The 12,850-nt window shown below is 63.9% G+C and carries 11 protein-coding genes; 4 read left to right on the top strand and 7 right to left on the bottom strand.

Annotated elements, in window-relative coordinates; genetic code table 11:
* The first annotated feature begins 40 nt into the window (after positions 1 to 40).
* Together BLS26_RS32920 and BLS26_RS32915 are read left to right on the top strand one after the other, a co-directional pair.
* Positions 41 to 910, top strand: coding sequence for an SDR family oxidoreductase (locus BLS26_RS32920; RefSeq protein WP_092516601.1), 870 nt, complete (start codon positions 41 to 43; stop codon positions 908 to 910).
* A 15-nt stretch (positions 911 to 925) separates the two neighbouring features.
* The gene (locus tag BLS26_RS32915) at positions 926 to 1,600 is read left to right on the top strand and encodes an HAD hydrolase-like protein (RefSeq protein ID WP_092516600.1); all 675 of its coding nucleotides are present in this window, start codon (positions 926 to 928) and stop codon (positions 1,598 to 1,600) included.
* On the opposite strand, the gene BLS26_RS32910 is transcribed toward BLS26_RS32915, so the two are convergent.
* The 6 genes from BLS26_RS32910 to BLS26_RS32885 form a co-directional block, all read right to left on the bottom strand.
* Complete coding sequence (locus BLS26_RS32910) at positions 1,533 to 2,087, bottom strand: 2'-5' RNA ligase family protein (RefSeq protein ID WP_092516599.1); 555 nt, start codon at positions 2,085 to 2,087, stop codon at positions 1,533 to 1,535. The genes BLS26_RS32915 and BLS26_RS32910 overlap by 68 nt on opposite strands.
* 74 nt (positions 2,088 to 2,161) lie before the next feature.
* A complete protein-coding gene (locus tag BLS26_RS32905; RefSeq protein ID WP_092516598.1) occupies positions 2,162 to 2,842 on the bottom strand; it encodes a GNAT family N-acetyltransferase in 681 nt (226 codons plus the stop codon).
* Positions 2,843 to 2,864: 22 nt separating this feature from the next.
* Positions 2,865 to 4,583, bottom strand: coding sequence for a dihydroxy-acid dehydratase (locus BLS26_RS32900; RefSeq protein ID WP_092516597.1), 1,719 nt, complete (start codon positions 4,581 to 4,583; stop codon positions 2,865 to 2,867).
* Positions 4,584 to 4,674: 91 nt separating this feature from the next.
* A complete protein-coding gene (locus BLS26_RS32895) occupies positions 4,675 to 5,019 on the bottom strand; it encodes a Lin0512 family protein (protein WP_092516596.1) in 345 nt (114 codons plus the stop codon).
* Positions 5,020 to 6,320: 1,301 nt separating this feature from the next.
* Positions 6,321 to 7,877: a L,D-transpeptidase gene (locus BLS26_RS32890; RefSeq protein ID WP_092516595.1), complete on the bottom strand. Its 1,557-nt coding sequence runs from the start codon at positions 7,875 to 7,877 to the stop codon at positions 6,321 to 6,323.
* A 137-nt stretch (positions 7,878 to 8,014) separates the two neighbouring features.
* The gene (locus BLS26_RS32885) at positions 8,015 to 8,461 is read right to left on the bottom strand and encodes a DUF2214 family protein (RefSeq protein WP_092516594.1); all 447 of its coding nucleotides are present in this window, start codon (positions 8,459 to 8,461) and stop codon (positions 8,015 to 8,017) included.
* 169 nt (positions 8,462 to 8,630) lie between these two features.
* Here BLS26_RS32885 and BLS26_RS32880 point away from each other — a divergent pair, with 169 nt between their 5' ends.
* A complete protein-coding gene (locus tag BLS26_RS32880; RefSeq protein ID WP_092516593.1) occupies positions 8,631 to 10,586 on the top strand; it encodes an alpha/beta hydrolase domain-containing protein in 1,956 nt (651 codons plus the stop codon).
* A 260-nt stretch (positions 10,587 to 10,846) separates the two neighbouring features.
* On the top strand, positions 10,847 to 11,095 hold the full coding sequence (locus BLS26_RS32875; RefSeq protein WP_092516592.1) for a hypothetical protein: 249 nt from the start codon (positions 10,847 to 10,849) through the stop codon (positions 11,093 to 11,095).
* 142 nt (positions 11,096 to 11,237) lie between these two features.
* Here the strand turns inward: BLS26_RS32875 and BLS26_RS32870 are convergent, their stop codons facing one another.
* Complete coding sequence (locus BLS26_RS32870) at positions 11,238 to 12,770, bottom strand: acyl-CoA carboxylase subunit beta (protein ID WP_092516591.1); 1,533 nt, start codon at positions 12,768 to 12,770, stop codon at positions 11,238 to 11,240.
* Positions 12,771 to 12,850: the final 80 nt, after the last annotated feature.

Below are 12,850 nucleotides of genomic sequence, written 5' to 3'. Positions count from 1 at the left end.
GTACGGCTGATGCCGCACATAACAAGGGTTGACCCTGTCCATGACTGATGATCCAGCGGCTGCGAAACTCGGCCTGACCGACGCGGAGCTCGCGGTTCATCCGACGGTTTTCGCAAGCGATGCGCTGAAGGACCGGGTGGTCGTCATATCCGGCGGCGCCGGCGGCATCGGACGGGCGATTGCCTGGCTGTTCGCACGCTTGGGCGCGCATGTCGCCGTCGTCGGGCGCAATCAAGCCAGGCTCGACGCGCTGGTCACTGAAATGGCCGGCCGCGATTTCAAGGCGTCCGCCTACCTCGCTGATATCCGCGAACCCGACGCAGTCAACGCGCTGTTCGACGCCGTCTGGGCCGCGCATGGGCGCATCGACCACCTGATCAACAGCGCCGGCGGGCAATTTCCGCAGGCCGCGATCGACTTTTCGGTGAAGGGCTGGAACGCCGTCATCAACACCAATCTGAACGGCACCTGGTACATGATGCAGGCGGCGGCGCAGCGCTGGCGCGACCACAAGCACCCCGGCAGCATCGTCAACATCGTGGTCGTCACCACGCATGGGCTCTATGGCATCGCGCACACCATCGCGGCGCGCAGCGGCGTGATCGGCCTGTCGCGCGCGGTCGCCGTCGAATGGGCGCCGCTCGGCATCCGGGTGAACTGCGTGGCGCCCGGGGTGATCGAGACCGAGGGCTGGAACGTCTATTCGCCGGAAGCCCGCGCCGCCTACCCCCGCTCCAACCCGATGATGCGGACCGGAACGACGTTCGACGTGGCCGAGGCCTGCGTCTATTTCGCCGCCCCGTCTGGCAAATTCGTCACCGGTGAAATGCTGACGGTGGATGGCGGCGGGCAACTGTGGGGCGAGACCTGGACCACCGGCAAGCCGGCCTATTTCGGCGACGACACGTAGAGCCGCCGATTTCAAATGCCCCGCTATCGCCTCGCGATTTTCGACTTCGACGGCACACTGGCGAACTCGCTGCCGTGGTTGCGCGCCTCCTTTCAGGACATGATCGCGCGGTTCGCTCTGGCGCCGGTTGGCGCTGACGAGATCGAGGGACTGCGCATGATGTCCGCCCGGCAGATCATGACGCGGCTCAATGTGCCGATGTGGCGGCTGCCGGCGATCGTCAGCGACATGCGAAAGCGCAAGCTCGCCGCGGCCGGCGAGATATCGCTGTTCGATGGCGTTGCGACATTGCTCGCCGACCTGCAGCGCCTCGGCATCCAGACCGCCATCGTCAGCTCCGATAGCGAGGAATCCGTCCGTCGCGTACTCGGCCTCACCGCAGGCCTGATCTCCCGCTTCGACTGCGGCGCCACGATCTTCGGCAAGCACAGCAAATTCCGGCGCGTGGCACGCCACTTCGGAACCAGACCCGCGGACACCATCTGCATCGGCGACGAGATCCGCGACATCGAAGCCGCGCGCGCCGCCGGCATGGCCTCGGGTGCGGTCGGCTGGGGTTATGCCTTTCCTGCCGCGTTGCAGGCGGCGGAGCCGACGCACTTCTTCAGCTCGATGGCGGAGATCACGCAACAGCTCGCGCCTCCAGCGGCCACCGCGCCAGATAATCATGGCCGCTCAGGCTTTGAATGAGCACAAACTCGTTCACGGTCCAGGAGATCGGCTCGATCGGATACTCTTCCACGCTACGGGCGTCATAGAGCAGCGTGACATGAGGTGTGAAATTGGTGTTCGTCACCCACCTCAGACCTCTTCGCAGCATCGCATCGCCGAGCATTCGACGAAATGACGTCAGCGGCTGAAGACCCTTATCTCCGACCAACACAAACGGGCGACTGCCACGCTTGCCGCGAAAGCTCGCGGTGCGGTCGAACGAAACCTCGAACGGTTTGATCCGCACGTCCGCAGCAGCTGCGCATGCCTCCCGGATTTCCTGCTGCGGCAAACCGCTTAGAAAGAACAACGAAACGTGCAGGCGCTCGGGTTCGATCGGTTTGCCGCTGAATCGGTGAGCGCCCTTGAGAACGCCGGCCAACTGGTGGATTCGAGCCGCGGTGGCCGCGTCGGGAATGGCTGCGAGAAACAACCGGGCATCATTGCTGCTTGAATACGCGTCCATAGATAGAACATATCATGAACGAATAATTGCGACAAGTATGGGTTGTAATTTTCTCTGATATAACGCCCGTCCAATCACACCTGCTTCTGCAACACCGTCACATGAAACCGACGTCGGATTTCCATGCTCTGGCGGCGATAGAGCGCGATGGCTGAGGCGTTGCTGGTGAAGACATGCAGGAACGGGATTTCGCCGCGCGCCGTAATCTGACGGGAAATCGCAGACAGCAGGATTTGCCCGTAGCCGTGGCCGCGGTGCGCCGGATGGACACAGACCGCCGTCATCTCGGTGTAATCGGCGGGCTTCATGCGCTCGCCAGCCATCGCAACCAGTTCGCCGCCGACGCGGATGCCGAGGAAGGTCCCGAGTTCGTGCGTGCGCGCGCTGAACGGACCGGGTTTTGTCAGCGCGGTCAACGCCATCATGTCGGGAACGTCGGCAACGCCGAGCGTGAGAATGTCGACATCGCCTGCCGGAACGTCGGCCGGCGTCCCGATCATCTGCTCGCCTGGCTCGGCCAGCAGCATCTTGAATTCGGCCGGCACCGTCACGGGGTCGGGCGTGAACAGCACCGCGATCTCGGAGCCCAGCATCATCGCGCCGAGGCTTGCAAACCCGCGCGGCGATAGTTCCGGCATGTCCGCGAACGGCGTGATCGCGGTGGGATAGCGCCGTGCCTCGTCGCCGCCTTCGGCCAGCGCCTGTTGCCGGGTCGTCAACGCGGTCCAGATCGGATGATCGAGCGGATGCGGCATGGAAAACTCTACGCCCGCCCCGTCACAGCACGCAGCCGTAATGCGCCGACGACACTAGCCGGATGTATTTGTCGTGCACCGATCCCCTGCGCACCTGCTTGACGGAATTCGGCTCGCGCCAATCGGCCATGCGCCGGGCAATTTCTTCCGCTGGCACTTCGAGGTTCACGGTGCGGGCGCCGGGATCGATCACGATGACGTCGCCGTCGCGCACCGCCGCGATCGGACCGCCCCGCGCCGCTTCCGGCGAGACATGGCCGATCAGAATGCCGTGCGAGACGCCGGAAAAGCGGCCGTCGGTGATCAGCGCGACATCCTCGCCGAGGCCCCGCCCCTGCAACTGAATCGTCAGCATCACCATTTCGGGCATGCCGGGCCCGCCGACCGGGCCGACATTGCGGACCACGATGACATTGCCCGGCTTGATGTCGCCGGCGCGGATCGCCGCCATGGTCCCGGCCTCGGATTCGAACACGCGCGCGGTGCCGCGGAACTGGCCCTTTTCGAGCACCTTGCCCGACAGTTTCAGCAGGCAACTCTCCGGCGCCAGATTGCCCTTCAGAACGCTGATGTGATTGTTGGGCGGCGCGATCGGCTTTTCCACCGGGAGCACGATCTGCTGGGGTGCCATCTGGTCCAGCGTCGGAACCGCGGCGAGATTTTCCGCCAGCGTCTTGCCGGTCACCGTCATGACGTCGCCATGCAGCAGGCCGGCGCGCAGCAGTTCCTTCATCACGACCGGCACGCCGCCGATCGCATGCAGGCTGCCCATCGCGAACGGGCCGTGCGGTTGCAGATTGGCCAGTAGCGGCACCCGCTCGCCGATTTGCTGGATGCGCTCGATTCCGATCGGCACCTGCGCCTCGCGGGCGACCGCCAGCAGATGCAGGTACATGTTGGTCGAGCCGCCCATTGCGTAGACGGTCGTGATCGCATTCTCGAAAGCGCGTTCGGTCATGATGTCGCGCGGCCGGATACCGGCTTCCATCAATCGATAGAGCGCATCGACCGAGGCGCGCGCCTGGGCGCGGACGTCGGCATGGATATCGCTGCGGGCGTTGTAGTCGGCGGGATGCGAGGCGCCGCGCGGCAACATCATGCCGATCGCTTCCGCAATCGTGCTCATGGTGTTGGCCGTGAACATTGCCCCGCAGGTGCCGCTGCCCGGCATCACGTTGCGCTCGACTTCGAGCAATTCCGCCTCGGGAATGCGGCCGGACTCGTTGGCGGCGCGCGCCTCAGCATAATCCATGATCGTGAGATTATTACCCTTGCTGGCCCAGGCGCCGAAGGAGACGCTCCCCGGCGAACTGGTGCCGGGATAGAGCACGAGCCCGAAGGCATTGGTCCGCGCCAGCGGCATCAGCGCCGCGGCGCCGGTCTTGTCGCAGCCGGAAATCACGATCATGGCGTCGCCATGGTGGGCGTAGTGGCCGATCTCGAAACAGTCGGCGACGACGTCGCGGGACGCGAGACTGTAGCCCGCCGTCGGCGTGCCCTGGGTCAACGCATCAGACACCGCGGGTGCGCCGACGACCAGGCCCTGCCCGCCGCGCTCGGCCAGAATTTCTATGAGCAGATCGCTGATGGTGCGGACGCGGTTGTTGCAGCGATGGGCGTTGGTCCAGGCGCTGGCGATCGTCACCACCGCGCTGGTCTGCGCGGCGCGGTCGGGATCGAAGCCGGCGGCGCGCAGTTCGACCCGCGATCGCTTCCAATAGGCACTGCTGTCTTCTGTCATGATGGGCTCACGATCTCGTTGTGATGGACGGCTAGTTTATTTTGAGCATGATCTTTTTCGGAAAACCGGTGTCCACTTTTCCGGATCATGCTTACCTGCCGTCGTCGAGGCTGACGATGACGGCGGCGTTGGCAATGACGACGGAGTCACCGCCGGTTTCGGCGGGAATTTCCAGCCCGCCCTTCACGGCCGTGACGGTGATGGTGCCGTAGGGCAGTTCCTTGGCGACCGCAGCGGTATCGACCAGGCTCGGATCGGGCACGGCGATGGTGACGTCGACGAACATGTCCTTGGCGGTCTTGCCCAGCATGCGGAAGAAACCGAGGCTGGAATGTCTGATAGCGTCGGAGACGGCGCGCTTGGCGGCCTTGGTGGCGTCCTTGCCGTGAACATCGACGCCCATGCCCATTTCAGTGATGCAGCGCACGCGTGCCATGGAGTTTCCTCTTGTTGTTTTTGGAGCGGTATCAGTGCGGAACTCTTGATATCACGAACTTCATACGGGAACTTACGGAGATATGTGGCCTGCAAACCACAATCGTCAACGACATTAAGGCAATCGTAACCGCACGATTGCCGCGGAATCGCCGAATCATTTAGACCGCTGAGCGGGGTAGGAAGCGGAGAGTGTCATGAGAGTAGCTTCCTTAGAGAGTGTGTTGACGGCGGCCACGCTGGTATCGGCCATCGTCGTGGTGCTGTGGGGAATCAAGATTTTCCAGGGCATCTGACAAGGCATCTGAACGGACGGGACGCTTCCGCGGCGGCGGAGGCCCTCTGTTCCCAGTTGCATACGGCCGTATCGCCGGACGCTCGCGTGTCCCGACACGCAGTGAATTTGGTTGGCGTCCTTGGCGCAAGGTCGGCGCAGGTCGCGAAATTATTTGGTTTCAAGCCCTTCATGCATTTCAGCTTTTATTTGATGATCGCAGCCCTGGTTCTGGTCGGCTTCGAAGTCGCCTATGCGCTTTATCAATTGACGATGTTCGTTCTCTAACGACGTCGTGGCCGCCGTCAGATGACCGGGCACCAAAATCTCCCCGTCATTGCGAGCGAAGCGAAGCAATCCAGTCTTTCTTTGTGCGGCGAAATGGATTGCCGCGTCGCTTCGCTCCTCGCAATGACGTTGATAGCTCTGAATACGGCTTCGCGATCTCGCGGCGCATAGCGCCCGGAGTTTTGCTAGAAACCTTGGCCCTCGAAAATAGAGGGCGCAGGGAAGACCGGATGCGCGCTGCACCCGCGGTCTCGCGTGCCATGTTAGTAAGAATGCTGCACACGAGCATACAGGTTCAGCGGAGAGCCTCCGGCCTTCCCTGCGCAATGGCTTTACGGCTTATACGAGTTCGTCCTGGTGACCGGCTTTCTTGCCACCATCATCGACCTCAGCTTTCGCTTCCACCGACTTGACGCCAGCACCGGGGCGTCGGACCCAAACGATTTCGCCGTACGCGAAAGCCACGCTCGTCAGTCGTGACCCTGCGTCCACCGCATCTCACCGCACGTCGTGACGATCGCGAGCGCCCCTCTCGTCGCGGGAGACAAGCGGAGTTAAACGACTGATTTGCCCGACGGCTCAACAGAAATATTTTTATCCGAAGGGCTGGACAGACTTTTGGTGATTTGCCCGTCGCGCCATTTTGTCGCAGCGCGCGACATGAATTTTTGATTGCGCGCGCAGGCGACTCGTCCGCCGTAGCTCAACGAGCGAAGGCGGAAGTAGTCTCCGACGATGTGCTACCAGCCCGGCTGCCATTGCCGCTGATAGTACGGCTGCGGTTGCACCTGACGATAGTATTGCTGGCCGCCCCGCTGCCGCGGATTCACAGGCTGCGGTTCCGGACTGCGCCCGAAAAAGAAGCCCCAGCCGTCGTTGCTGCCGTCGTCCGCAACGAGGACGTTGGCCGTGGGCTTGCGCGTGATGAAGCCGCCCTGGGGCTGGTTGCTCAGGACTGCGACGAACTCGGTGCGATAGTTGGTCTCGCTGCTCAGCGGCTCGTCCGAAATCACGATCGAGGATCGTGGCACGGCCGTAGGCGCGATGCGGTCGAGGATCTCCTGCGGCATGGTGATGCGGTCGAGCGCGTCCTTGGCTTCGTCGCCGTGGTCGATGGTGACGACGCTCCAGCGCAGGCCGGCGTCGTTCTTCGCCATCGCGGTAAAGATGTGCGTGCCGATCGGCTTGTTGGGGTCGCGGATCGTGATGGGAAGCTCGATGGTGGTATCGAACACCTCGCCGCCGCCGTCCGGCGCCGGCTTGTGGGTGTTACGCCGCACGTAAAGTTTTTGCGTCGAGCGGCTGACGTAGACCGATACCGGCTCCATCGCGAGCCTGGCGTCGAGCGCCGCCTTGGCAGTCTCGGCCTTCTTGGCCTGGGTCGTCTTGACCGCATCCTTGGCTGCAGCGAGAGCATCGAGCTTCGCCTTTGAATCGTTCCTGGCCGTGTCGAGCTGTGTCCCCGCCTCGGTAGCCTTGGCCTCTGCCTTCTCCTTGAACTCCTCGGCCTTTGCCTTCGCCTGGTCGGTCTTGGCGGCGGCGAGTGCCTTGTCGGCATAGGCGGCCTCGGCATCAGCGCGCTTCTTGAGCCCTTCCAGCTTCTTCAACGACGCGGTCAGCGTGGCGGTCTCGCGCGTCGCCGTCGCGGCCGCTTTCTTCGCCTCGTCGGCCGCCTTGGCAGCCTCCGCCGCCTCGCGCGGCAGCGCCTCGGCCTTGGCAGGAGCTGCCGCGATCACGTCCGGCTTCGGCACGAACAGCGACGGATGCGAGAACTCGACCGGCTCGGCGTCCTCAGGTGAAATGATCACCCGCATGCCGATATGGGTCTTGTCGAACAGTTTTTCCGCAAAGCCGAACGGCATCCGCACGCAACCGTGCGAGGCCGCATAGCCGGGCAGCGGACCGCCGTGCAACGCGACACCGTTCCAGGTGATGCGCTGCATGTTCGGCATCCAGGCATCGTCATAGAGGCTCGAATGGTGGTCCTTGTCCTTCTCGATCAGGGCGAAGACGCCGGCCGGCGTCTCCCGTCCGGTGGTGCCGGTCGAGACCGGCGCGCGCAGGATCCAGCCGTCGGCGTCGTAGAATGTCACCTTCTGGCTCTTGATCGAGACGATCGCCATGATCGGCTCACCGGCCTCGCGTGGCGCGGTGGCCTCGACGGGGGCCGCCGGGCGCGGCGGTTTCGCTTGAGCGACGGCGGTCAGCGCAGCTGAAGTCCCGAGCATCACAATCGCGAGAGGAACCCAACGCCGCATCGCCACCGTGGATCGCACCGTCGTCAATCGAATTGCCATGCCATCTCCGGTTGAATACCAAGCGTCAGGTCGCGATTTTGGACCAAACCACCGTCAAGTTGAGCAATTCTCTCATATACGACCGCCCGCGCAGGCGGAAGGGTGACGCGGGGCTGAAATTGGCACCCGGCAACGCCTCACACCCAGCCGCCCCGCGCCATGATCGCGGCGCAGAGCAGGATGAGGGCGATCGCGAACAGCTCGCCATGAATGATCACGGTCACCAGCCGTAGCTGCTTGGCGCTGACCTTAGGCACCTGCCCATCCCGCAGCGGCTTGTTCCATGACAGAAATTCGACGGTCGGGATCACAGACAACAGCCCGACCACGATGAAGATCGAGAATTTCGCAAGGAAAGCATGGCTGTGGAAATAATAGTCGGAGCCCTTCTCGAAGAAGAACACCCGGCAAAGACCTACGATCAACAGGAAGCCGGCGGCGATGCCGAGCACCATGTCCGTGACCTGCAGCCGCCGCGCCGAGGCCAGCGTCAGTTCCTGCCGGATCAGCGTGAACTCCACCGCCAGCGCCGCTACCAGCGTAAAGGCCGCGAGGTGATGCAGGAAGGCGAACAGGGTAGACATGGCGCAAGCTCCCCTTGCTGAGAAATTCGGGTGACACAGCTGCCCTGCGTCCGGCGCGACGCGCGGCCTGATCGACAATAACGGCAATGCTGCCTAAAATCGGGCAGAGACGAAACTAACGCACAAGGAGGGGCAAACCTTCCGGCGTCACCCGGGAGGAAGCAGGCCCATGCGCAAGATCGTGGCTTTCGTCATCGCCGCAGCCTGCACTTTCCCAACCGCGCTAGCGGCGCAGGTCGTCAAGTTCGATGTACTCGAACGCGTGCCGGCCTTCGCGGGCCGCAGTTTTGGCGAGGTCGGGCCTTACGAGCGGATCACCGCACGGGCCACCATCGCGCTCGATCCGGCCGACGACCGCAACGCCGTCATCGCCGATATTGCCCTGGCGCGGCGCAACGCGGACGGGCGGGTCGAAGCCACCGCCGACGTCGTGATCCTGCGCCCGGCCGACCCCACCCATGGCAACGGCACGCTGCTGCTCGAAGTGCCGAACCGCGGCCGGAAACTCGCGCCGCAGCTATTCGACGACTCCGCTCAGCCCGGCGCCAACCGCGCCGAGGCCGCCGACGATGCCGGCATCGGCTTCCTGCACCGCCAGGGTTTTACGATGGTCTGGGTCGGCTGGCAGGCCGACATTCCGTCCAAGCCGGGGCAGATGGCGCTGGCCGCACCGGTGCTGAAAGGCGTCACCGGACCGGTTCGCGAAGAATTCGTGTTCGACAACACCACCAGCCCGGCGCGCGCCACGCTGACCTGGCCGGCGGCGGATCCGGCCAACCTTGCCGTCACCGTCCGCGCCGCCTGGGCGGATCCGCGGCGGACGCCGGCAAAACTTGCGGTGCGGCTGGTCGATCCGACCACGGTCGAGATCACGCGGCCGGAGGGTTTCGATGCCGGCGCGCTCTATGAAGTCACGTATACGGCGCGCGATCCGGCGCTGCTGGGCCTATCGTTCGCAGCCGTGCGCGACGTCGCAAGTTTCCTGCGGCACGACCGCAGTTCCGCCAATCCTCTGCTCGCAGGGCTGAACCCGCAGGTCAACCGCGCGATCGGCTTCGGCGTCTCGCAGTCCGGGCGATTCCTGCGCGACTTCCTCTATCTCGGTTTCAACGAAGACACCGAAGGCCGCGTCGTGTTCGACGGGCTGATGCCGCATATCGCGGGCACACGGCGAATGGCGACCAACCTGCGGTTCGGCCAGCCCGGCCGCAACCCGCGCCACCCACAGGACCCGGCCTGGCAGGCCGACCTGTTCCCGTTCACCTATGCGAGCTTGAGCGATCCCCTCACCGGCCGCACCGACGGTCTGCTGCGCCGCTGTTCGCTGAACGCCACCTGCCCGAAGGTGATGCAGACCGACAGCGAGCACGAATGGTGGGCCTCGCATGCCTCGCTACTGGTGACCGACTTGCAGGGCAATCACCTCGACCTCCCCGACAATGTCCGCGCCTACATGATCGCGGGCACGCCGCATTTCGCCGGACCCAACGACCGCATGCACGCCGTGCCCGCGATGGCGCTGCCGCAGAACCCGATGCATTCGGGTGCGCCGATGCGGGCGCTGCTGTCCGATCTCGACAGTTGGATCCGCGACGGCGTCACCCCGCCCGCCAGCCGCGTACCGATGCGCGCCCAGGGCACGCTGGTGCCGGCCGAAGGCGCGGTGCCCTCGAACATCCCCGGCCTGCCCTATGCCGCGAGATACACGACGGCTGAATTCTCCGACCAGAGCGTGCTGCCACCCAAGGAGATCGGCGGCTACCCCGTGTTCGTGCCGCGCGCGGACACCGACGGCATGGCGATCGCAGGCGTGCACCTGCTGGCGCTGGCGGTTCCGCGAGCGACCTATACCGGCTGGAATCCCCGCGCCGCAGGTTACGGCCCCACCGCGTTCTATCCATTGCAAGGCGCGGTGTTGCCGTTCGCGCCGACGGAAGCCGCAAGGAAAGACGCCAACGACCCACGGCCGTCGATCGAGGCGCGCTATGCGGATGATGCGGCGTATGTCGCGGCGGTGAAGCGCGAGGCCGCGCGTGCCGTCGCGGAACGATTGCTGTTGGAAGAGGATGCAGCACGCTCGATCGAAGCGGCCAAGCTGGGGACGCTGGCGAAGCTGGGGCAGTGAACGCTTCGTAGGGTGGGTCAGCCGACTTGTCCGCCGTAGCTCGTAGAGCGAAGGCGGAAGGCGTAACCCACCAAAGTCACGATCTGCGATTGGTCCCGATGAGTTCCATGCAGGAACTTTTTCAGCGACTCTTCGATTGGCGCGCCGTTACACCAATTCCTGGTGACAGCTCGTTCTGCGCGTCAGTTTAATTTGCGGATCAGAACGAACTCTGATTCTCTGCCTCCGGGGTAATTCACATCGATACTAACGGGGGCACCATGCTGTTGCGTGGAATTGGCGCTGTTGCGCTGACGTTATCTCTTTCACCACCATCCGAAGCGCTTGCCGAACGAGGCGTCGTGCAGCGCATGTCCTGCGCGATGGTCCGGGTTTACGTGGCAAAGTATTCGGCTTCGGCAGCAGAAATGTGGGCGCGAAGTCACGGCGCAACCGATGCGCAGATCGAGGCCGCGCGCGAATGTTTGAAAGGCACGACGGAGCGGACCGCGCAGGCTACGCGCTGGTGATCTCGATCATTGCCGGCTTTGCAGCTTCGTAGGGTGGGTTAGCCGAAGGCGTAACCCACCGGCTGAGCCGTCCGCGCGGCAAGACTTCGGTGGGTTACGGCTTCGCCTAACCCACCCTACGAAGCTGGCGCGTCGCAGAATCTCACAACGGCAAATTGTCGTGCTTCTTCATCGGGATCTCGACATGCTTGTCTTTCAGCATCGCCAGCGCGCGGGCGATGCGCTTGCGGGTCGAGTGCGGCATGATGACGTCGTCGAGATAGCCGCGTTCGGCGGCGATGAACGGTGACAGGAAACGGTCCTCGTATTCCTTGGTGCGCGCGGCGATCGCATCGGAGTCGCCGATGTCGCTGCGGAAGATGATCTCCACCGCGCCCTTCGCGCCCATCACGGCGATCTGCGCGGTCGGCCAGGCGTAGTTCATGTCGGCGCCGATTTCCTTTGACGCCATCACGTCGAACGCGCCGCCATAGGCCTTGCGGGTGATGACGGTGACGAGCGGCACCGTGCACTGCGAATAGGCGAACAGCAGTTTGGCGCCGTGCTTGATCAGGCCGCCGTATTCCTGCGCGGTGCCCGGCAGGAAGCCCGGCACGTCCACAAACGTCACGATCGGAATGTTGAAGGCGTCGCAGAAACGCACGAAGCGCGCCGCCTTGCGCGAGGCATCGCTATCGAGCACGCCCGCCAGCACCATCGGCTGGTTGGCGACGAAGCCGACGGTGCGGCCGGCGATGCGGCCGAAACCGGTGACGATGTTCCTGGCAAAGGTCTCCGAAATCTCGAAGAAGTCGCCCTCGTCCACGACTTTCAGGATCAGCTCCTTCATGTCGTAGGGCTTGTTCGGATTGTCGGGGATCAGCGTATCCAGCGACATGTCGACGCGTTCGATGTCGTCGAAGCTCGGCCATTCCGGCACGCCGTCGGTGTTGTTGGACGGCAGGAAATCGATCAGCCGGCGCATCTGCAACAGCGTCTCGACGTCGTTCTCGAAGGCGCCGTCGGCGATCGAGGAGCGCGTCGCGTGCACCGAGGCGCCGCCGAGTTCTTCGGCGGTCACGACTTCGTTGGTGACGGTCTTGACCACGTCGGGGCCGGTGACGAACATGTAGCTCGTGTTCTTCACCATGAAGATGAAGTCGGTCATGGCAGGCGAATAGACGTCGCCGCCGGCGCAGGGACCCATGATGACGGAGATCTGCGGGATCACGCCGGATGCAATGACGTTGCGGCGGAACACATAGGAATAGCCCGCCAGCGCGGCGACACCTTCCTGGATGCGCGCGCCGCCGGCGTCATAGAGCCCGATGATCGGCGCCCGCGCCTTCATCGCCATGTCCTGCAGTTTGGTGATCTTCAGCGCGTGGGTCTCGGACAGCGAGCCGCCGAACACGGTAAAATCCTTGGCGAACACAAAAGTCTTGCGGCCGTTGACGGTGCCCCAGCCGGTGACGACGCCGTCGCCGGGGATCTTGTTCTTCTCCATGCCGAATTCGGTGGAGCGGTGCTCGACGAACATGTCGAATTCCTCGAACGAGCCCTTGTCGAGCAAGAGCTCGATGCGCTCCCGCGCGGTCAGCTTGCCGCGGGCGTGCTGCGCCTCGATGCGCTTTTCGCCGCCGCCGAGCTTGGCGCCGGCGCGCCGTTCTTCGAGGGTGTCCAAAATATCTTTCATCTGCTTCCGCCCGTCTTGGCTACCGATTTGAGGGCCTTCTAACACGGCCTTTTCCGAACCGGAAACACCCCTCCCGGCAT

The organism is Afipia sp. GAS231 (assembly GCF_900103365.1).
In the GTDB taxonomy this organism is placed as follows: Bacteria; Pseudomonadota; Alphaproteobacteria; order Rhizobiales; family Xanthobacteraceae; genus Bradyrhizobium.
The sequence above is the reverse complement of the archived record's forward strand: the minus strand, read 5'-3'. Positions and strand labels throughout refer to the sequence as shown.